Origin of the sequence: Myxococcus xanthus, from assembly GCF_006402735.1 — a bacterium.
GTDB classification, from domain to species: Bacteria; Myxococcota; Myxococcia; order Myxococcales; family Myxococcaceae; genus Myxococcus; species Myxococcus xanthus_A.
The window spans coordinates 1,845,351-1,865,511 of record NZ_CP017174.1 but is presented as its reverse complement, the minus strand read 5'-3'; the positions used below and the strand labels follow the sequence as shown (position 1 = coordinate 1,865,511).

General features: G+C 69.6%; 17 protein-coding genes. 11 read left to right on the top strand and 6 right to left on the bottom strand.

Annotated elements, in window-relative coordinates; all coding sequences use genetic code 11:
* Positions 1-55: 55 nt before the first annotated feature.
* Entirely contained in the window at positions 56-526 is a 471-nt protein-coding gene (locus BHS09_RS07950) for a YqaA family protein (protein WP_140788696.1), read from the bottom strand.
* Between the two features lie 218 nt (positions 527-744).
* On the opposite strand from BHS09_RS07950, the gene BHS09_RS07945 reads away from it, so the two are divergent.
* Entirely contained in the window at positions 745-1,902 is a 1,158-nt protein-coding gene (locus BHS09_RS07945) for an oxygen-binding di-iron domain-containing protein (protein WP_140788694.1), read from the top strand.
* 37 nt (positions 1,903-1,939) lie between these two features.
* Entirely contained in the window at positions 1,940-3,130 is a 1,191-nt protein-coding gene (locus BHS09_RS07940) for a serine/threonine-protein kinase (protein ID WP_140788692.1), read from the top strand.
* 17 nt (positions 3,131-3,147) lie between these two features.
* Here the strand turns inward: BHS09_RS07940 and BHS09_RS07935 are convergent, their stop codons facing one another.
* On the bottom strand, positions 3,148-4,521 hold the full coding sequence (locus BHS09_RS07935; RefSeq protein WP_140788690.1) for an MFS transporter: 1,374 nt from the start codon (positions 4,519-4,521) through the stop codon (positions 3,148-3,150).
* 70 nt (positions 4,522-4,591) lie between these two features.
* Here BHS09_RS07935 and BHS09_RS07930 point away from each other — a divergent pair, with 70 nt between their 5' ends.
* Together BHS09_RS07930 and BHS09_RS07925 are read left to right on the top strand one after the other, a co-directional pair.
* Positions 4,592-5,527, top strand: coding sequence for a LysR family transcriptional regulator (locus BHS09_RS07930; RefSeq protein WP_140788688.1), 936 nt, complete (start codon positions 4,592-4,594; stop codon positions 5,525-5,527).
* 57 nt (positions 5,528-5,584) lie between these two features.
* Positions 5,585-5,986 carry a TfoX/Sxy family protein gene (locus BHS09_RS07925; protein WP_140788687.1) on the top strand — a complete coding sequence of 134 codons (402 nt, stop codon included), beginning with the start codon at positions 5,585-5,587 and terminating at the stop codon, positions 5,984-5,986.
* Here the strand turns inward: BHS09_RS07925 and BHS09_RS07920 are convergent.
* A complete protein-coding gene (locus BHS09_RS07920) occupies positions 5,973-7,622 on the bottom strand; it encodes an AMP-binding protein (protein ID WP_140788686.1) in 1,650 nt (549 codons plus the stop codon). The genes BHS09_RS07925 and BHS09_RS07920 overlap by 14 nt on opposite strands.
* A gap of 208 nt (positions 7,623-7,830) precedes the next feature.
* On the opposite strand from BHS09_RS07920, the gene epsC reads away from it, so the two are divergent.
* Together epsC and cysK are read left to right on the top strand one after the other, a co-directional pair.
* Positions 7,831-8,676 carry a serine O-acetyltransferase EpsC gene (gene epsC / locus BHS09_RS07915; RefSeq protein WP_140788685.1) on the top strand — a complete coding sequence of 282 codons (846 nt, stop codon included), beginning with the start codon at positions 7,831-7,833 and terminating at the stop codon, positions 8,674-8,676.
* Positions 8,677-8,697: 21 nt separating this feature from the next.
* Positions 8,698-9,618 carry a cysteine synthase A gene (gene cysK / locus BHS09_RS07910; protein ID WP_140788683.1) on the top strand — a complete coding sequence of 307 codons (921 nt, stop codon included), beginning with the start codon at positions 8,698-8,700 and terminating at the stop codon, positions 9,616-9,618.
* A gap of 11 nt (positions 9,619-9,629) precedes the next feature.
* Here the strand turns inward: cysK and BHS09_RS07905 are convergent, their stop codons facing one another.
* Entirely contained in the window at positions 9,630-10,766 is a 1,137-nt protein-coding gene (locus tag BHS09_RS07905; protein WP_140797565.1) for an aminotransferase class V-fold PLP-dependent enzyme, read from the bottom strand.
* A 139-nt stretch (positions 10,767-10,905) separates the two neighbouring features.
* On the opposite strand from BHS09_RS07905, the gene BHS09_RS07900 reads away from it, so the two are divergent.
* The 3 genes from BHS09_RS07900 to BHS09_RS07890 all read left to right on the top strand — a co-directional run bounded on the left by BHS09_RS07900 (position 10,906) and on the right by BHS09_RS07890 (position 14,864).
* Positions 10,906-12,447: a c-type cytochrome gene (locus BHS09_RS07900; protein ID WP_140797564.1), complete on the top strand. Its 1,542-nt coding sequence runs from the start codon at positions 10,906-10,908 to the stop codon at positions 12,445-12,447.
* 252 nt (positions 12,448-12,699) lie between these two features.
* A complete protein-coding gene (locus BHS09_RS07895; protein WP_174260509.1) occupies positions 12,700-13,989 on the top strand; it encodes a LamB/YcsF family protein in 1,290 nt (429 codons plus the stop codon).
* Entirely contained in the window at positions 13,986-14,864 is an 879-nt protein-coding gene (locus tag BHS09_RS07890) for a 5-oxoprolinase subunit C family protein (RefSeq protein WP_140797562.1), read from the top strand. The genes BHS09_RS07895 and BHS09_RS07890 overlap by 4 nt, the downstream gene beginning before the upstream one ends.
* 27 nt (positions 14,865-14,891) lie before the next feature.
* On the opposite strand, the gene BHS09_RS07885 is transcribed toward BHS09_RS07890, so the two are convergent.
* Complete coding sequence (locus BHS09_RS07885; protein WP_174260508.1) at positions 14,892-15,467, bottom strand: Uma2 family endonuclease; 576 nt, start codon at positions 15,465-15,467, stop codon at positions 14,892-14,894.
* 169 nt (positions 15,468-15,636) lie between these two features.
* Here BHS09_RS07885 and BHS09_RS07880 point away from each other — a divergent pair, with 169 nt between their 5' ends.
* A complete protein-coding gene (locus BHS09_RS07880; protein WP_237078117.1) occupies positions 15,637-17,022 on the top strand; it encodes a hypothetical protein in 1,386 nt (461 codons plus the stop codon).
* 5 nt (positions 17,023-17,027) lie between these two features.
* On the top strand, positions 17,028-18,392 hold the full coding sequence (locus BHS09_RS07875) for a hypothetical protein (RefSeq protein WP_140797560.1): 1,365 nt from the start codon (positions 17,028-17,030) through the stop codon (positions 18,390-18,392).
* Between the two features lie 17 nt (positions 18,393-18,409).
* Here the strand turns inward: BHS09_RS07875 and BHS09_RS07870 are convergent, their stop codons facing one another.
* The gene (locus BHS09_RS07870; protein ID WP_140800625.1) at positions 18,410-20,005 is read right to left on the bottom strand and encodes a sigma 54-interacting transcriptional regulator; all 1,596 of its coding nucleotides are present in this window, start codon (positions 20,003-20,005) and stop codon (positions 18,410-18,412) included.
* Positions 20,006-20,161 lie beyond the last annotated feature (156 nt).

The window sequence follows — 20,161 nt, the reverse complement described above, 5'->3', positions numbered from 1 at the left end:
GAGCGGAACGCAGACACGTTGCGTGAGACATCGGTGAAACCGTCCGGGACGGGCCCTACAGCGCGGCGGCGGCGGACAGGGCGACGGCGAGGTAACGAAGGCCCTTGCCGAGCGTGACGAAGAAGACGAAGGGCAGCGGGCGAACCCCCAGCATGCCGCCGGCGATGACGAAGGCGTCACCCACCACGGGCAGCCAGGACATGACGAGCGCGGGCGCGCCCCACTTCCGTGTCCAGGCCTCCACGCGCTGCATGCGAGGCCCCTCCTTCTCACGGCGCCGCGCGTACCAGCGCCCCAAGGCGCCACCACCACCGCCCGCCACCCACCGGCCCAGCACATAGAGCGACAGCGCGCCCAGCACGTTGCCCGTGGTGGCCACTCCGATGGCGGTGACGGGCGCCGTCCCGCCGTAGACGAGCGCGGCCAGCAGCGCCTCCGACGGCACTGGCACCACGGAGCCCGCGAGCATCGCGATGAGGAACAGCCCCGGGAGGCCCCAGGTGGCGAAGACGGACGGGTCGGGCATCAACGATTCGAAGGTGAGAGCCCCAAGCCTGCCATGCCTCCCGCCGCGGCGCACGCGCTCAGACACCCAGGGCGCAAGGGCTGCGCCCCACCCCACCCGCGCGCAGGAATTGCGCCCCATCCCCGCCCGCGGACACGTGCCCCAGGGGAGAGAAGGCCACGGCGCAGCGCTTGCTATGGGGACGGGCATACACCCGAAAGGGAAGGAACGCCGCGCCCATGAGCAGCACCGTTGCCCCAGTCCCGAGCCCGAGCCAGAGCTCCGACCTCCGCCTCGTGCCGGTGGAGATTGCCCCCGAGACGTTCTGGGTGGGCAAGCGCGAGCCCGGCAACATCTTCTACGCCAACCCCTATCTGCTGCGCTTCCGCGGCACGGACAAGAAGACGCAGCGGCCCACGGAGTTCAACCTCCTCATCGACCCGGGATCGAGCAGCGACTTCTCCACCATCCACACCAAGGTGACGTCCCTCATTGGTGGCATGGAGCGGCTGTCGGCCATGTTCATCAACCACCAGGACCCGGACGTGGGCTCGTCGGCGAGCATCATCTCCGCGCGCTACGCGCCCCGGGCCGGGCTGCTGTGCTCGGAGGACACCTGGCGGCTCATCGTCCACCAGAACCTGCCGCGCCACCGCTTCATCCCCACGGAGAAGTTCGCGCAGGGCCTCAGCGTGCCCACGGGCCACCGGTTGCTGCCGGTGCCCTCGCCCTTCTGCCACTTCCGCGGCGCCGTCATGCTCTATGACCCGCAGACGCGCGTGCTCTTCACCGGAGACCTCTTCGGCGGGCTCACGGACTCCAACGCCAAGGGCATCTGGGCGGATGAGTCCGACTGGGCGGGCATCCGCGCCTTCCATCAAATCTACATGCCGGTGAACGCGGCGCTGCAGCGCACGGTGGCGGCCATCCGCAAGCTGGAGCCGGGCGTGGAGATGATTGCACCACAGCACGGCCGCATCATCCGCGGGCCGCTGGTGCAGCAGTTCCTGGACCGCATGGAGAAACTCCAGGTGGGCCTGGACATCATGGACGAGGCGCAGGACCGCACGCACCTGCAGGCCTGGAACTCCGTGTTGGACCGGGTGGTGTCGCTGGCGCGCGGCTACCTGGGCGACTCCGTGGAGGCCAAGCTGGCCGCGAGCCGGGACCTGTCGGACACGGCGCAGTACGACGGCACGCGTCTGGTGGTGAGCCGCCTGGGCAAGTGGACGGTGGAGCACGTGGTGGACCTGCTGTGCCACGGCGAGCCGCCGGAGATTGCCGGCCCCATCATCGTCGAGGCCACCAGCGCCGCGTCCGAGTACAACCTGCCCACGCCGCACCTGGACATCGAGGGCGTGGGGGCACCGTCCCACGTTTCGCTGCTCGACCCCTGATAGCGACGACGCGACGAAGCAGCCGAGGGAGGCCGAGGTGCACTCGACCGACGACGAAGACGGCGTGGCGTACCTTGGGGACGCCGCGCCGGAGCCACTTTTGCGGGTGACCCCGCCGCCGGCCATCGTGAAGCCGCCGCCCCGCGCCGGCCTCCCCCCTGTCCCGCCTCGGACGGAAACCCCTCCCGACGCGACGTTCCATCCGGTGACGCCACCTCCGGCCCTGTCGCTCGGGGAGACACTTCGCCCGGTGACCCCCATGTCGCCGCACGGCACGCTGCTCCAGGGCATTGTGGTGCCCGCGGCCTCCAGCGTCATGCGAGGCCTGGTGCCCGGCCAGACGGTGGCCCAGCGGTACCGCGTGGAGCGCTGGCTGGGCGCTGGGGGCAGCTCCACCGTGTACGAGGCCATCGACCTCCACCAGGACCTGCGCGTGGCCCTCAAGGTCCTCGCGGTGCCCCACGCGGATGCCGCGATGGTGGCGCGGTTCCGCCAGGAGGTAGAGCACGCCCGGGCGCTGGAGCACGTCAACATCCTGCGTGTCTTCGATGTGGGCGTGGACGGCGAGCGGCACTTCCTCACCGTGGAGTTGCTGGACGGCGTGGATTTGCGTCAGCGGTTGCTGGAGCGGCGCGCCACGTTGGCGGAGGCGCTGCGCTGGCTCACCCACGCGACGGTGGCGCTGGAGCACGCGCACGGCCGGGGCGTGCTCCACCGCGACGTGAAGCCCGCCAACCTCTTCATCACCCGTACCGGCGTGCTCAAGCTGATGGACTTCGGACTCGCCAAGAGCACGCACGTCATGGGGACGACGGCCCAGGGCGCGGTGCTCGGCACGCCGGAGTACATGGCTCCCGAGCAGGTGACGGGAAGTCCCGCGGTGTCACCCGCCACGGATTTGTACGCGCTCGGCGTGGTGGCCTACGAGCTGTTCACCGGACAGCTTCCGTTCCGCCACCCGGAGCCCGTGCCGCTGATGTTCCTGCACGTCCAGGAGCGCCCCGTGCCGCCGCGCACGTTGCGGCCGGGACTGCCGGATCCCTTCGAGCGCGTCGTGCTGCGGCTGCTGGAGAAACGCCCCGATGACCGCTACCGGACCGCGGCCGAGCTCCGCTCCGCGCTGGCGAAGCTGTGGCCCCATGCGCTGAACGGAGATGCCCCGGCGCCGGCACGGGCACCGACGCCGCCCCACGCGCGCGCACCGGCCCCGGGAGGCGGCACGGGCTGAGCGGAACGTGCCAGCCGTCACGCCCCCGATGCCGCTGGCTCCGTCCTTCCCGGAGCCAGCAGCGCCAACCCGAGCGCCGCGACGGCCGTGAGTCCAGCGGCGATGCCGAACTGCAAGGCGAAGTGCCCGCTGGCCAGCGCGAGCAACGCCACCGCCAGTGAGCCGCCCAGCAGTCGCGTGGCGTAGAGCGCGCTGGTGACGATGCCCCGGTGGTGCCAGGGCGCGCGCGACTGCGGTCCAATCAACGACGTGCTCGCGGCGGGCCCCAGCCCCAGGCCCAGCACCGCCAGCCCCACCAGCGCAGCGGGCACACCCCAGCCCCGCGCGGCGGCCAATGACAACCACCCGGCCCCCAGCGCCGCCACCGCGAAGCCCACGCCCGCGCTCAATCTCATGCCCCCGCGCATCAGCAACTTCACGCCGAAGGTGGAGCCCACGGACCAGCCCAACAGCATCGGCAGCAGCGCCAGTCCCGCCGCCAGCGGCGTGTGACCGCCCTGCTCCGTCATCCACAGCGGCACCCACGCGGCCATGCTGTACAGCAGGGAGCCGCCCGCAATGCCGCCCACGACGCCGCTGAGCACCGCACGGTCTCTCAGCAACTCCGCCGGGAGCAACGGCGACACCGTCGTGCGTTGCTGCCGCACCAGCAGCCAGCCCGCGCCCACGGCGGCCAGCGCGCATGCCCACCGCAGGCTCGCGGCGCCCGGCTCCAAGGAGAAGAGGAGCAGCGCCGCCGAAGAGCCCGCGAGCACGGGCCCCCACCGGTCCGTGCGGACCTCGGGACGACGAGGCGGGTCGCGGTACGACAGGTACAGCAGCGCCGCGGCGAACAGCCCCACCGGCACGTTGACCAGGAACACCCAGCGCCACGAGGCATGCATCACCAGCCAGCCGCCAATGAGCGGCCCCACGACGTTGCCCGCGCCCCAGGCCCCCGTGAACAGCCCCTGCACGGCGGCGCGCTCGCGCAGCGTGTAGAGGTCGGCGGAGATGGTGAGCGTGGTGGGCTGCAACGCCCCCGCGCCCAAGCCCTGGACGACACGGAAGGCGATGAGCCCCGGCACCGAGTCGGCCAGGCCACACAACGCCGAGCCCACCAGGAACAACCCCATGCCCGAGAAGAAGACGGGCTTTCGGCCCAGCCGGTCCGCCAGCTTCCCGGAGACGAGCACACCGACGGTGGATGCGAAGAGGAAGGCGGAGAACACCCACGAGTAGAGGTGCTGGCCTCCCAGCTCCCGGGTGATGGTGGGCATGGCGCTCGTCACGACGGTGCCCTCGAACGCGCTGACCACCAGGGCCAGCAACACCGCGCCCGTCGCTGTCCGCCGCGCCACGCCTGGACGCGCGCTGACCATGGGCTCCGCTGTGACGCCGCTTCCGTCCATCACCTCTCTGTACGCCCCAAGTCCTCATGCGGAAACCGCATCTTCCGCATAGACTTCTTGCGGAATCCGCATGACCTCCGAACAGCTCCGAGCCTTCCTCGAAGTCGCCCGGGCGGGACGCCTGGGCACCGCCGCGCGTGGGCTGGGTCTGTCCCAGTCCGGCCTCTCCCGGCAGCTCCAATCACTCGAGGCCGCCCTGGGCACGCGCTTGCTCGTCCGCACGCCTGGGGGCGCGGTGCTGACAGATGCGGGAGAGCGCTTCCTGCCTCACGCCCAGCGCGCCCTGGACGCACTGACGGCGGGCACCTCGGAGCTGGAGCGGCTGTCCGGGACGCCACACGGCGTGGTGTCGCTCGGCACGCTGCATACCGTGGGGGCGTACCTGCTGCCGGACATCATCCCAGCCTTCGCCCGCCAGTTCCCGGAGGTCCGGCCGCGGCTGAGCGAGGGACTGGCACCGGCCATGGAGGAAGGCGTGGCACGCGGGGCCCTGGACCTGGCCATCCTCTCCCTCCCCGTGCGGCGCGCAGACCTGGTGGCGCAGCGACTGTGGGAGGAGTCACTGGTGCTCGCCGTCCCGCGTGGACACCGGCTGACGAAGTCAGGCAAGCCCGTGACGATGGACGAGGTCGTGGAAGAGCCCTGGGTCATCATCCCCGGCATGAGCGGCACCCGGGCGATGGAGGCCGCCTGTGAGGCGCGGGGCGTGACACCCCGCCTGGCGGTGGAGACGGACAACGCGGAGGCCATGCGCCGCATGGTGGAGCGCGGCCTGGGCGTGGCGGTGGTGCCGCAGTTGATGGCCCGCGACCACCATGCCCGGGGCTTCGACGTGGTGCCCCTGGCGCGCGCCGGGCTGAAGCGGCAGGTGGCGCTGATACACCGGGGAGAGGGCTACCTCACGGCCGCGGCGCGGGCGCTCAAGTCCTTCATCGTGGAGAGCGTGCGCGCCATGCCGGAACCCTGGGGCACGAGGAAGGCCGCTCCAGGCCCTCGGGTGCGCTAGCGTGCCGCGGCCGGTGGCGCCGCCTTCACGAGGCCCATCGAGACACGGAGACGCATCATGGCCCGGACGGACAGCTTCGTTGAGTACACGGTGGAACTACTGGAGAAGCTGGGGCCCGTGAAGTCCCGGTCGATGTTCGGCGGCTGGGGGCTCTACTTCGGCGGACGGATGTTCGGGCTCATCGGCGGCGGGCAACTGTTCCTGAAGGTGGATGACGTCACCAAGCCGGACTTCCAGGCCGCCGGATGCCGGCCTTTCGTCTACGAAGGCATGAGCACCCCGGTGGAGCTGGGCTATTGGACTCCGCCTGCGGACGCGGCGGATGACGCCTACGCGCTCCTGCCCTGGGCCCGGAAGGCCGTGGACGCGGCGAACCGGGCTGCGTTGAAGAAAGCGAAGAAGACGCCGCGAAAGAAGGCACCGGCGAAGAAGCGCACCTCGCGCGTCAAGCCGTCTTGATGGCCGCGGCGTCCTCCAGCCCCAGCTCGACGACGGACGCCTCGCGCATCTTGAACTTCTGCACCTTGCCCGTCACCGTCATCGGGAACGCGTCCACGAACTTCCAGTAGCGGGGAATCTTGAAGGACGCGATGCGGCCCGCGCAGAACCGCGTCAGCTCCTCGCCGGTGAGCGTGGCGCCGGGCTTCACGCGCACCCAGGCCATGACCTCCTCGCCGTACTTCTTGCTCGGCACGCCAATGACTTGTGTCTCGCTGACGCCTGGGTGCGTGTGGAGGAACTCCTCGACCTCGCGCGGGGAGATGTTCTCACCGCCCCGGATGATGGTGTCCTTGATGCGGCCCACCACCTTCACGTAGCCCTCGTCGTCCATCACCGCGAGGTCGCCCGTGCGCATCCACCCGGCGGCGTCCACGGCCGCGGCGGTGGCCTCGGGGTTGGCCCAGTACCCCAACATGACGCTGTACCCGCGCGTGCACAGCTCGCCCGGCGAGCCGCGAGGAACCACTTCCCCCGTGCCCGCGTCGATGACCTTGACCTCCAGGTGCGGATGCACGCGCCCCACGGTGGACACCCGCTTGTCCAACGGCTCATCCAGCGCGCTCTGCGTGGACACCGGCGACGTCTCCGTCATGCCGTAGCAAATGGTCACCTCGCGCATGTGCATGCGCGACTGCACCTGCTTCATCACCTCCACCGGGCACGGCGAGCCCGCCATGACACCGGTGCGCAGCGTCGACAAATCGAACTCACCGAAACGCGGATGGTCCAGCTCCGCGATGAACATCGTGGGCACGCCGTACAGCGACGTGCAGCGCTCGGCCTGCACCGTCTGGAGCACCGTCAACGGGTCGAACGCCTCGGCGGGAATCACCATGGTGGCGCCGTGGCTGGTACAGGCCAGGTTGCCAATCACCATGCCAAAGCAGTGATAGAACGGCACTGGGATGCACACCCGGTCCTCGGGGCCGTAGCGCAAGGCCTCCCCGATGAAGAAGCCGTTGTTCAGGACATTGTGGTGCGACAGCGTGGCGCCCTTCGGAAAGCCTGTCGTTCCCGACGTGTATTGGATGTTGATGGCGTCATCGAACTGGAGCGACGCCTCGCGGGTGGCCAGCGCGTCCTCTGAAACATCCTTCGCGCCATCGAGCAGCCGCTGCCAGTCGTCCTCCAAGACGAGCGCCGTCGCCAGGCCGGCACAGCGCGGCTGGACCTCTTTCACCATGCCCCGGTAGTCCGTCTGCCGGAAGCCCTGTGCGTGGAGCAGCACCTTGGCGCCGGACTGGTTGAGGGCGTACTCCAGTTCCGAGGTGCGGTAGGCCGGGTTGATGTTGACCAGGATGGCGCCGATACGGGCCGTGGCGTACTGGACAGCCACCCATTCGAAGCGGTTGGGTGACCAGAGCCCCACCCGGTCCCCCTTCTGGACGCCCAGGGCCATCAGCCCCCGAGCCACCTGCGAGGTGAGCGCCCAGAGCTGTTGATACGTGGCCCGAAACCCCTGGGACGCCACCACCAGGGCCTCCCGGTCGCCGTGGCGCTCGACGGTGCGGCGCAGGTTCTGGCCAATCGTCTCCCCCAGCAGCGGGGTGGTGCTGGTGCCATGGGCATAGGAAGGGACCGGGTTTTGGGACATGGCGTCATCGTCCCGCCGAGGCGGACACGCGGCAAGCGCCGCGAAACACCGCTGTCCAACGCGTGCCAGGGGGGCATGGGGGAAGGCGGCATGCACCGCCAGCGAGGGCCCCCGGGGGCCAGTCCCCTCCTGGGAAACGACAGTCGACCCTGGAATCAGCCATTACGCCGTGCAGCCAGCCCACGCACTGCGTTAGAAACAGGAGCTCATGGATGACTCCAACGCCAGGCTGGTCGCGGCCCTGCTGGAAGCCCGGCAGCGCCACTGCTTCCCTGCGGACGTACGGCGCGCTGCCCCCGAATTCGTAGGCCAGGTGCTCGGCCTGCTCTTCCCCCACTTCGCCGAGCGCCTGGAGTGTACGGCCGCCGCCGTCCACCGCGACGTCACCACCGTGGAGGCCAGCCTCCACCGCATCCGGGACACGCTGGCGCCCCTGTATCCGGGCATTGAACGGGACTTGCCGGCGCGCTTCATGGAGCGGCTGCCCGGCCTCTACGACTGGCTGCGACAGGACGCGGACGCCATCTTCGAGGCGGACCCGGCCGCACGCACCGTGGACGAGGTCATCCTCACCTACCCGGGCTTCACCGCCATCGCCATCTACCGGGTGGCCAACGCGCTGCATGCCCTCGGCTTCCCGCTGCTGCCTCGCTTGCTCACGGAGTACGCGCACCAGCGAACCGGCGTGGACATCCACCCGGGTGCCACCATTGGCCGGCGCTTCGTCATCGACCATGGCACCGGCGTCGTCATCGGTGAGACGACGCTCATTGGTGACAACGTCAAAATCTATCAGGGCGTCACCCTGGGCGCGCTCGTCGTGGAGAAGGGGCTGACGGACAAGAAGCGTCACCCCACCATCGAGGACGACGTGGTGGTGTACGCCAACGCCACCATCCTCGGCGGAGAAACCGTGGTGGGCCGGGGCAGCATCATCGCCGGCAACGCCTGGCTCACGCAGAGCATCCCCTCTCAATCCGTGGTTACCCGCCGCAGCGAAGTGCGTCAGCGCGGCGCGGATGGCTCGATGGACGCACTCGAATTCCACATCTGACCCACCGACGAGGCGCCCCACATGAAGGTGAACAACATCCTGGAGACCATCGGAAACACGCCGCACGTGCGCATCAACCGGCTGTTTCCGTCCCGCGTGACGGTCCATGTGAAGCTCGAGCGCGCCAACCCGGGCGGCAGCATCAAGGACCGCATCGCGTTGTCCATGATTGAGGACGCGGAGCAGCGCGGCCTGCTCAAGAAGGACAGCGTCATCATCGAGCCGACCAGCGGCAACACTGGCATCGGCCTGGCCATGGTGGCGGCGGTGAAGGGCTACAAGTTGGTGCTCGTCATGCCGGAGTCCATGAGCGTCGAGCGCCGCCGGCTGATGGCCGCCTACGGCGCCACCTTCGAGCTGACCCCGCGCGCGCAGGGCATGAAGGGCGCCATCGCTCGCGCCAACGAGCTGCTGTCGCAGGTGCCCAACTCGTGGATGCCGCAGCAGTTCGAGAATGAGGCCAACATCGAGGTCCACCGCCGCACGACGGTGCAGGAAATCCTCAAGGACTTCCCGGAAGGGCTGGACTACCTCATCACCGGCGTGGGCACCGGCGGGCACATCACCGCGTGCGCCGAGGAGCTGAAGAAGGTCTGGCCGAAGCTGAAGGTCTTCGCCGTGGAGCCCACCAAGTCGCCCGTCATCAGCGGCGGCCAGCCCGGCCCGCACCCCATCCAGGGCATTGGCGCCGGCTTCATCCCGAAGAACCTGCACAAGGACGCGCTGGACGGCGCGATTCAGGTGACCGAGGAGGACGCCTTCGAGTTCACCCGCCGCGCCGCGCGCGAGGAGGGCATCTTCGTGGGCATCTCCTCCGGCGCCGCGCTGTCCGCCGTGAATCAGAAGCTGGGCGAGATGACCGACGGCAGCCGCGTGCTCGTCTTCAACTACGACACGGGCGAGCGCTACCTCTCCATCGAGCCGCTCTTCCCGGCCCAGTAGTCCCGGGCCCCTCAGCCGCGGTGCGTCCGCACCAGCTCCACCAGCCGGTCCATCTCCTCGGGCAGGTTGTAGAAGTGGGGTGAGAGGCGGACGCGCCCGCGGCGCACCGAGAGGGCCACGTCCCGTTCGGCGAGCCACGCGCCGAGCGCGCGGGCCTCGCCCTCCGGAGGCAGGAACGTGAGGATGCCCGCCCGGTGCTCCGGCGCGGGCCCCACGTCGCAGCCCAGCCCACGCAGCCCTGTCTCCAGTTGACCCAGCAGCTCGCGGATGCGCGCGGAGATGGCGTCCACCCCCACCTCGTGCAGCAATTCCAGCGCGGCCCCCAGGGCGTAGATGCCGGTGTACGCGGCGCTGCCCTCCTCCAGCTTGCCCGCGTCCGGGCGCAGCTCGAAGTGGCTGCGGTTGAAGTTCCACGCGTCGGTGGTGCTGCGCCAGCCCACCAACACCGGCCGCAGCTTGGGCAGGACGTCCTTGGCCACGTAGAGGAAGCCGATGCCGGCGATGCCCAGCATCCACTTGTGGCTGTCCGCGCTGAGGAAGTGGATGCGGCTCTTCTTCACGTCCACGGGGATGCAGCCCACGCTCTGGATGCCATCCACGCAGAGCAGGACGCCCGCCCGCTCACAGAGAGCGCCCACGGCGTCCAGGTCCGTGCGGTAACCGGTGGCGAACTGCACGGAGGACACGGCCACCAGCCGGGTGCTCGGGGTGAGCGCGGCGGCCACGGCTTCCGGCGTGACGCCCCCTTCGGGTGTCTGGATTTCGCGCACCGTCACGCCGCGGTCCTTCAGGTGCAGCCAGGGATAGACGTTGGAGGGGTACTCCAACGAGGAAGCGACGACGACCTCGTCGCCGGGCTTCCAGTCCAGCCCCTCGGCCACCAGGCCCAGGCCGTGGCTGGTGTTGCGCACGAAGGCAATCTCGCCGGGCTCGGCGTTGATGAGGCGGGCGGCCAGGCCCCGCACGCGCTCGCAGTGGGCCTCCCAGCCGCGCTCGTGCTTGATTCCGTGGTGGACGATGTCCTCCATCCACCCGCGCACGGCCTCGGCGGCGCGCAGGCTGGTGGGGGCCACACCGGCGTGGTTGAGGTAGAGCTGCTCCCTCAGCACGGGGAAGAGGTCTCGGTAGGACTCGAGCGAGCGCGTCATGGTGCCTGGAGTGTAGCCACGTCGCCGCACCGCGCCGTACTTCGTGAAGGCCGGGTGTCCGCCCTGGACAGACGGGGTGGTTTTTCCGTCCCCCTCGCGGATGCGATATGCGTCGGGTCTTGCTCGACGCGGAGGACCCATGCGCCGCACCATCCTGGACGCCATGAGGAACACGTTGTTCGTGGGAGCCGCCCTGCTGGCGGGCTGCGCGGGAACCGTCCACGCGCCCTACCCGCCCATCCGCGCGGACCTGTCCCCCGCCGCCCTGGAGCGAGGGGCCGCCATCTTCCACGCGAGCTGCGAGTCATGTCACCGCGGGGGCGACGCGGAGACGGCGTCGGGCGCGCCGCTGCGCGAGCTGCCCTCGTACATGGGGCGCTTCTACGCGGCGAATCTCACGTCGCATGCCGAGGCGGGCATCGGCGCCATGACGGATGAAGAGCTGGCGCGAGCCATCCGCTACGCCGTGAGCCGCGACGGCCGGTTGATGGTGATGCCCAGCTACGGCATGGGCGACGCGGACCTGGCGGCGGTGCTGGGCTTCATGCGCTCCGGGCACCCGCTCTTCACGCCGGATTCAGTGCCCGCGCCCCCGTCGAAGTTCAGCTTCTTCGGCGGTATCGGCTTCCGCTTCATCACCGGGAATGAGCCGGTGGAACGGCCCGCCTCGGGCATCCCCGTGCCGCCCAAGGCGGCGACCCGGGAATACGGCCACTACATGGCGCATGACGTCTATGACTGCGCCTCGTGTCACACGGATGGCTTCAGCCCCCGGAAGACAGAGGGCGATGACGTATTCGCGGGTGGCATGGCGTTCGTCGACCCGGAGGGAAGGAACGTTCATTCCAGCAACATCACGTTCCACGAGACGGGGCTGGCGCACTGGACGTTGGAGGACTTCACCCGCGCGGTGCGTGACGGACTGGCACCGGATGGCTCCGTGCTGCGCTCGCCCATGCCTCGCTTCCGGGGAATGGACGAGGTGGAGGCGCGAGCGCTCTATGACTACCTGCGCTCGGTGCCGAACAGGAAGAACGCGGTGAAGGGCGCGCGGACGCGGCTCACCTCGGCGTCGGTGCGCCCGGACTGGGTCGCGGAGGAGCAGAGCGCGGGAGATGTTCCCAGTGCCAAGACCTCCGTGAAGGGAGCAGAGGAAGAAGTCTCGGCTCCGCCAGCGCCCCTCGCGCAAACGCCCGCCATCCCTCAGGACACACCGGGAGAAGACGCTCATGCCGGCGTGACATCTTCAGCCCCGACGACCGATTCCGGCGCGACCACGCGCACAGGGCCCGGCGCCACCCACAAGAGCGCGGCATCGGCACCGTCCGCGAATCACGACGCGGCCAACACCGTTGCGCCCGGCCCCTCGACGCTGGCCAGCAAGCCCGCCCCCACCCGTAAGCCGCGCCCCGCTGCGCCCAAGGTGGACGCCCCCGCCCTCTTCGTGAAGCTCGGCTGCGCGAGCTGCCACGCCCCTGGCGCGCGGTATCACGACCGGCTCGCCAAGGTCGCCTCGCGCAGCGAGGCCGAGCTGGTCCGCTGGGTGCGAAACCCCGAGCAGTTCCTCCCCGGCACGCCCATGCCCACCTACGCGGAGTTGATTGACGAGAAGACCGCGCGTGCGCTGGTGCGCTGGGTGAAGGCGGGAGGCCCGGGCACGCTGCCCTCCACCTCGCGCTGAGCCGCCCCCCTGAGGCACGCGGAAAATCGTCCCGGGAATGACCGAGGAAAACCCCTGCTGGCGTATCCCGCTTGGAAGTTCTCAGCGGGCACCTCGTCGAGGCACTCGCTGGGCGCGTACCACCCCGGTGCCAACCGGCCCCAGCCCCGGGGTGGTGCGTGAGACTTCCCACCGCACCGTCGGCTGGCACGCCAGCGTCTCCGGCTACAGGGACGGCTGCACCCGCGCCGCCGCTCGCGTACGGTGCGCCGCATGACGGAGTGCCTCCTCAACGTCGACCTGGGCGAGCTTCCTGGTGAAGACGAACAGCTCTACGCGCTAGCCCATGTGGCGAACATCGCTTGCGGCGGGCATGCTGGGGATGATGCCTCCATGCGCCGGGCGCTGGAGCTGTGCGAGCGGCACGGCACGGGCGTGGGCGCGCACCCGTCCTACGAGGACCGAGAGGGCTTCGGCCGCCGCGCGCTCGACGTCACGCCGGAGCACCTCCGGGCGCAAGTGGCCGCGCAGTGCGGCCGGCTCGCGAAGCTGGCGGCTGACCGTCATCTGCCCGTGGCGTACGCCAAGCCCCACGGCGCCCTGTACCACGCGGCCCATGAAACACCGGCCCTGGCCCGCGCGGTGGTGGCGGGCATCGTGGAAGCGCTGGGGACCGCCGTCACCTTCATTGGCCCCGGCACGGGCGCGCTGCACGACGCGGCCCTGGCGGCGGGACTGGCCTACGCCCGCGAAGGCTTCGCGGACCGAGGCACCCGGCCAGACGGCTCGCTGATTCCCCGAGGACAGCCCGGCGCGGTGCTGACCGACCACGCCCAGGCGCGGGCCAACACCGTGCAACTGGCCACCAGCGGCAGCGTGGACACCGTCTGCGTTCACGGCGACACGCCCGGCGCGGTGGAGCTGGCGCGCGAGGTCCGCGCCACCTTGGACGCGCTCGCACTTCGCTCCGAGCCTCTGGGTGAAGGCGCCCTGCGACTGGTCCTTCCCGAGGGATTGGAGCGACGCGCCACGCGCGAGGCCCTCTGCGCCATGCCCGGCGTCCTCGACGCCGTCATCACCGAGGAGCACGCCTGCGTGTACTTCGCCCCGGATGCACCACCCGAGGAGCCTCGGCTCGCGCTGGCGCGGTTGCTGCGCATCCCAGCCCCAGTGGTCGGCCGGCCCCTCACGACCATCTCCGTGCGCTACGACGGGCAGGACTTGCGCGCGGTTGCGGAACGCGCGGGCCTCACCGAGGACGAAGTGGCGCGGCGCCACACGGCGCGCGAGTACACGGTACGCTGCGTGGGCTTCCTTCCCGGGTTCGCCTATCTGGGCGAAGTCGACCCAAGCATCGCGGTCCCCAGGCTGGCCACGCCCCGCACGCGAGTGCCTGCCCTCGCGGTGGGAATCGCGGGTGGGCGCACGGGGGTGTATCCCTTCGCATCGCCTGGAGGCTGGAACCTCATCGGCACCGCGCTGGACTTCACCGCCTTCACACCCGAGGAGGGCTCGGTGCTTCAGCTCGGGGACCGGGTGCGCTTCAAGCGGGTGGACCGATGACGGGCTGGCTGGACATCACGGGCGTGGGTGCGCCCGTCACGGTGCAGGACGCGGGACGGCCGGGGAAGATGCACCACGGCGTGCCTCCGGGGGGGCCGCTGGTCCCGGAGCTGCTCGCCCTGGCCAATCTCGCCGTGGGCAACGCGAGCGGAACGGCGGCCCTGGAAGCCTTCGGCCGGTTGGAGCTGCGCGCCCGGGGCCGAAGCGTCCGTGTATCCATGGACGGACGCGCCTTCACGGTGGCGGACGGAGAAAGCCTCACCGTCCCCGCGCCCGAGTCGACGAGCGTGCGCTATGTCGCGGTGGACGGCGGGCTCGAGGTGCCGGAAGTGCTGGGAGGACGCGGCACACTGCTGGTTGCACGCCTGGGCGGACACGAAGGCCGCCTGCTGCGCCCGGGAGACAGCCTGCCCCTGGGTGACGCGAGCGAGCACGCTGAGACACGAGCGCCCGGTGCGTCACTGGATGCAGCGGCCCCCATCCGCGTGACGCTCGGACCGGACAACCGCCGCTTCGAACCAGCAACCGTGGCCACCCTGCTGTCGGGCGCTTTCACCGTGTCCGCCGCCACCGACCGCGTGGGGATGCGGCTCCAAGGGCCATCGCTCACCCATGGCGATGAAGGCACGGGCACGTCGCGCCCCATGGTTCGTGGGGCCATCCAGGTGACGCTTTCAGGAACGCCCATCGTGCTGGGCCCCGACCATCCGACGACAGGTGGCTATCCACTCATCGCGACAGTCATTCGCGCCGATTGGGGACGGCTGTGCGCCCGCCGTCCAGGAGCCGCTGTCCGGTTCCAGGAGGTAAGCCTCGAAGAGGCACGGGAGGCGTGGCGACAACACGCGGAGCACTCGGTATCGGGACGCACCTGACGAAGCCGTAAGCCGCGGCGCCAGGGCTCAGGGCGCTTCCAGCTCCGGGGGCCATAGCGCGCCCAGGTCCAGCTCCAGGTCCTCGAACGGCTTGGCGCGCACGCACGCATCCCCCGAGTACTGCCCGCGCGCGACCCATTCGCCTTCCCGTCGAGCGAAGACCTCCAGGGCCTTCGCTGTGGGGTCCACCAGCCACACGTGCCCCACGCCTTCGCGCGCGTAGATTTCCCGCTTGCGGTTCCTGTCCAGCTTCCGGGTCGACGGAGATAGCACCTCACAGACCCAGTCCGGCGCCAGCGTGAAGAAGGGGACTCGCCGCATCACCGGCATGCGCTCGCGGCGCCATCCCGCGATATCCGGCACGAGGACGTCCTGACCGAAGTGCAGTTCGGGCTCGGTAACAATCCACCACCCTCCCGGCGCTCGTTGCCCGACCTGGAACCGGGAGACGAGCAGCCCGCCCAGGACGGAGTGCGCCACCGCATGCGGGCTCGCGGGCCTCGGCAATGCGATGAGCTCACCGTCGATGATTTGCCCGACCATGTTCTCGGGCAGCGCCACCAGATCTTCATAGGTCGCGGGACGCTTCGTCTCATTCCCCATCTCGGGACTCCCCAGGCCAGCTGCCCCCCACCCCTCTATCATCCGCCTTGCCTCCCCCAAGTGGAACCCCACCTGAAACAGCGTGTCTAGGGATTCCTACCTCAGGGGTCTGAAATGCCCTCGGGGGCAGGGCGTAAATCTTTTCCCGATTTCCACCGATAATACGGGAATGAAGACTCCCCACCCCAATCCCCGTGCCCCCGAGCGCCCCACGGAGTCCGGGGAGTCAACGCGTCCTGTCCGCAACGAGCTGAAGCCCTCAGAGCCCGCGGTCACACGCCAGCAGCAAGCCGCGAACCTGGCGCAAGCGGCCCCACTCCGAGGACCGTATGTCGAGCAGGGTACCTACCCCTCCCCCGCGGACGTGCGAGCCATCTGCGCCATGCAGGACCTGGCGGTCCGCAACTACGCGGTGACGCAGAGCTACTCCGACCTGTCCAACGCCGTGGGTCAGCTCCTGGGCACGGAGAACGCCAACTGGTCCACCTTCGCGACCTGGGCCTCGAAGCAAGCCGGCGTGAGCATCCGCGGCGAGGACATGCCCAAGTTCTTCACCGACGTGCTCAAGGGGCTCGACGGCGTCACCCGGCCGCTCTCCAAGGTGGACGACCTGCTGCGCAAGCTGGGCCTGCCCGCGCTCCCCCTGGCTGACATCGGCTCGGCCGGCAATGACGCGCTCAAGAACGTCAGCCTGGTCATCTCCGAGGGCAACACACGGGTGTTCGAGGAAGTGGGCCAGGAGCTCTCCCGCTTCGTGACGACCTTCCAAGGTGACACCCAGTACGACGCGGCGAAAGTCGCGCAGTACCTGAGCGAGTTCCCCGCCGACAAGCCGGTGCTGGAGGAAGCCTTCGGCCACTATGCCCAGGCCATGTTCGAGACCGACCCGAACAAGAAGGCCGAGCTGATGCTCCTGGCCAACAACAAGGTGGGCCAGCATGAGCAGCGAAGGCTCCAGCCACAAATCGAGCAGGCACTCAATGCCCCCATGAAGGAGACCTTCCACGGCATCCTGATGCAGGCCATCGAGGCGAACATCAACGCCCTGCTCTTCCCCGCCAACCTCGCGGGCAAGGCAGCGCTCAAGTCGGGCGTGATGGACGCCGCGCTCCGCCCCGTGGTGGAGACCATGGCCGGTGCGTTCCGCCGCTTCGCCACCGAGCACATGATGAAGCTGGCCGTTCCTGGAAGCGCGCTGAAGCTGGGCAATGAGTTGCCGCCACCTCCAGGCATGGAGTCGACGCTCTTCCCACCGCACCTGCGCTCCATCGAGAACCGCGAGCTGCGAAAGCTCCTGGGCCAGCTCGACAAGAGCCCGGACAGCCTCAAGGGCACCGGAGCGGAAGACTGGAGCCGCTTGGACCAACGGATGAACTACATCATCGACCTCTTCCGTTCGCGCCAGTCGGACCCGGCCCTGTTCGACCCGCCGTTCGGCCTGCGCGGCGCCCGATGGCCACCGCCCGGTGGAACGGGTGAGCCTGGAAGGTCGACCTCACCCCCTGAGTTCCATCATCCAGGGGACGCAACTTTTTCCGGTTTCAACCGATACTAGAGAAGATGAGTCCCCCAAGAATCGGTTCCCGCGCCCCCGCCCGTCCCACCGAGCTCCGCGAGCCGCCCCGCCCCGCTCGCAACGAGGTCAAACCCCAGGCCAAGGCCCAGGTGACCCGGCCCGGCATGTCCGGGGTGTCCCAGTTCGAGTCCCCGCCCACCCGGCAACAGCCCGTGGCGCTGAATGCCCCCGCGGCCCTGGCGCGCGGCCCGAGCGTCGCGCCGGGCAGCTATCCCACCGCCGCGGACGTGCGGAACATCGCCGCCATGCAGGACCCGGTGGCGCGCAACCATGCGATTACCCAGGGCTATTCGGACCTGTCCAACGCCATGGGGCAGCTGCTGGGCACGGAGAACGCCAACTGGTCCACCTTCGCGACCTGGGCCTCGAAGCAAGCCGGCGTGAGCATCCGTGGCGAGGACATGCCCAAGTTCTTCACGGACGCGCTCAAGGGCGCCGACGGCGTCATGGGGCCGATGTCCAAGGTGGACGACCTGCTGCGCAAGCTGGGCCTCCCCTCGCTGCCGCTGGCTGACATCGCCTCGGCGGGCAATCAGGCGCTCCAGAACGTCAGCAAGGCCATCGCCGACGGCAACAAGCTGGTGTTCGAGGAGGTGGGCCAGGAGTTCGCCCGCTTCGTGGAGACCTTCCAGGGCGACACCCAATACGACGCCGCCAAGGTGGAGCAGTACCTGAGCGGCTTCCCCGCGGACAAGCCGCTGCTGAAGGAGTCCTTCGGCCACTACGCCCAGGCCATGTTCGAGAAGGACCCGAACAAGAAGGCCGAGCTGATGCTCCTGGCCAACGACAAGGTGGGTCTGCACGAGCAGACGCAGCTCCAGCCCTACGTCGAGAAGGCGCTCAACTCGCCGGTGAAGGACACCTTCCGCGACATCCTCAAGCAGACCGTCGAGGCGCAAATCAATGCGCTCCCCTTCCCCGCCAACCTCGCGGGCAAGGCGGCCTTGAAGACGGGCCTGGTGGACGCGGCGCTGAACCCCGTGGTGGATGGTGTGGCGAACGTGTTCCGCCGCGTCGCCACCGAGCACATGATGAAGCTGGCCGTTCCTGGAAGCGCGCTGAAGCTGGGCAATGATTTGCCGCCGCCTCCGGGCATGGAGTCGACGCTCTTCCCGCCGCACCTGCGCTCCGTCGAAAACCCCGAGCTGCGCGCGCTGCTGGGCCAGCTCGACAAGAGCCAGGACAGCCTCAAGGGCTCCGGGGCGAAGGACTGGAGCAAGCTGGACCAGCGGATGAACTACATCGTCGACCTCTTCCGCTCGCGGCAGTCGGACCCGGCGCTGTTCGACCCGCCGTTCGGTCAGCGGGGCACCTACCCGGTGGCGCCCTCGGCACCGCGCGTCTCCTAGGCGCGCGGCTCCAAGGCTCACGCCTCGTCGACGACGAACTGCTCCAGCCGGGCGATGCCCAGCTTCTTCATCCGGCTCTGGAGCGTGGACGGCTTGAGCCCCAGCAGCGCCGCGGCCCCATTGGCGCCGTAGACGCGGCCCCGCGTGAGCGTGAGCACTCGCATGATGTGCTCGCGCTGCACGGCCGCCAGCGTCAGCACGGGGGCCAGCTTCGGCCCTCCCGCCGCGGGCGCCGGCTCCTCCGGCAGGGCCGCCACCATGGCCGCGCCGCGCGTGGGCACGTCGAAGGCCTCCGGCCCCAGCTCCGTCCCTCGCGTGAGGATGGTGGCCCGCTCCAGCGCATTGGCCAGCTCGCGCAGGTTGCCCGGCCACTCGTAGGCCTCCAACCGCACCAGGCCCTCTGGCGTCACCCGCATGCCCCGCCGTCCCGTCCGGCGCGCCTGTTCCTCCAGGAGGAAGGCGCACAACTGCGGCAGGTCCTCGCGGCGCTCGCGCAGCGGCGGCAGGCGCAGGGGGAACACGCTCAAGCGGTAGTAGAGGTCCTCGCGGAAGCGCTTCTGGGCAATGGCTTGCTGGAGGTCCACGTGCGTGGCCGCCAGGATGCGCACGTCCGCGCGCACCGTCTTGTCGCTGCCCACCGGCTCGAATGTCTTCTCCTGCAGCGCCCGCAGCAGCTTCGCCTGGAGATCGAAGGGCAGCTCGCCCACTTCATCCAGCAGCAGCGTGCCGCCATGCGCCATCTGGAAGCGTCCGGCCCGGTCCTTCGTGGCGCCGGTGAAGGCGCCCTTCACGTGGCCAAACAGCTCGCTCTCCAGCAAGCCCGCCGGAATGGCAGCGCAGTTGAGCGTGACGAAGGGCTGGTCCGCGCGGGCGCTCCAACGGTGGATGGCGCGGGCCAGCCGCTCCTTGCCCGTGCCCGTCTCACCGGTAATCAGCACCGGCGTGTCCGTCTCCGCCACCTGCCGCGCCCGCCGCGCCAGGTCTCGCATCACCGGGCTCTTCGACGTCTCGAGGATGCCCTCCGAGTCTCCGCCGAGCTGCGCCTCCAGCAACTTCGCGTGCTCGTGGTCCTGACGGTGGAGACGCTCGAAGGTGGCGCGCTGCTCGGCCGACTGGATGGCCGTGGCCAGCATCTGCCCGTACACCTCCACCAGGTCCACCACCGGCTGGGGGTACGTCTCACACTCGGCGCGGTCCAAGGAGAGCACGCCGTAGCAGCGCTCACCCGCGCACAGCGGCACCACCATGCACGAATGCCCCGGCGGCAAATCCAGCACGCCGTCGAAAGGGTCTCCATCCCCGTGGGCATGGTCCTCTTCCGTGAAGGCCTTCGCTCGCCGCGTCTCCAGGGCCTGCCGCAGCGAGGGGAATTCCGACAGCTGCAACGAGTGCTGCCGCACCTTCGCGTTGGCCAACGGCCCTCGCGCGGCCACCGACACCAGCCGGCCCTCCTTCAGGAGGAACACCGTGGCCAGGTCGAAGCGCACCACCCGCGTCAGCCAGTCGAGCCCACGGCGCAGCAAATCTCCGACGGAATCCTCCGCCGTTGCCAGCTCAAGGAGGTCCCGAGCGTCCTTCGCGCCGTCGATGGCGCCTGAAAAGTCGTCCTGCATGCCTACGAAATAATAGCGTTCCACCGAAATTGCAGTGCGGCAGGCACCGAGATTTCGTGGCCCACCGTCCAAGCAACCGCTCCAGGCCAGAAGATCCGTCGCAACCCCCGGAATACAAAGAGATTCTTTTGAACATTCGGGGGAGGCCCGCTCGGC